The sequence below is a fragment of the Alcanivorax sp. HI0044 genome, from assembly GCF_001634945.1.
The window spans coordinates 1-782 of the sequence record NZ_LWEZ01001271.1; the positions used below are offsets into that span (position 1 = coordinate 1).

At 64.1% G+C, this 782-nt stretch carries 1 protein-coding gene; it reads right to left on the reverse strand.

Translation table 11 applies throughout. The features are described 5' to 3' along the window. Window positions 1–782, reverse strand: a 782-nt coding sequence (locus A3730_RS18290) for a transglycosylase domain-containing protein (RefSeq protein ID WP_197477521.1), incomplete at both ends; no start/stop codon positions are given.

The window sequence follows — 782 nt, forward strand, 5'->3', positions numbered from 1 at the left end:
ACCCCGCGGCACCACTTCCAGCGGCCGGGCGCTGTACTTGTTGTAGTCCGCGCTGGACAAGGCACCTTCGTCACGAGCCACTTTCAACACGGTATTGCGGCGCTCCATGGCCCGCTCCGGACGGCGGCGCGGGTCGTACCAGCTGGGGCCTTTCAGCAAGGCCACCAGCGTCGCCAGCTGATGGGGTTCCAGTTCTTCCAGCGGTCGGCCAAACAGGAACTGCGCTCCCAGGCCCATACCATGAATGGCGCGGGCGCCGTCCTGGCCGAGATAGACCTCATTCAAGTAGGCCTCGAGAATCTGGTCCTTGCTGTAATGCAGCTCCAGCAGCAAGGCCATGGGCATTTCCATCAGCTTGCGCGACAGGGTCCGGTCGGAGCTGAGCCAGAAGTTCTTCACCAGCTGCTGGGTCAGGGTACTGCCGCCCTGCACCAGGCCGCCGGCCTTGATATTGGCCAGCATGGCGCGGCTCAAGCCGCGCAGGGAAATGCCATGGTGGTCGTAGAAACTGCGGTCTTCGGTGGCGATGAGCATGTCCACCAGCAACGGCGGCACCTTATCCAGCGGCACCAGTACCCGGTCCTCAGCGTGCTGGGGGTGAATACTGCCGATCTGCAATGGCTCCAGCCGGGCCAGGCGATCGCCGCCGGCTTCCAGGCTGCGAATCAGCCCGCCGGACAGGGACAGCCGAATACGCTCGGACTGCTCGCCACCGTCGCTGTCATTGAAACCACGGGTATGAATCAGCAGGGAATTGCCCTGCACCGCGAAACTGCCCGGCG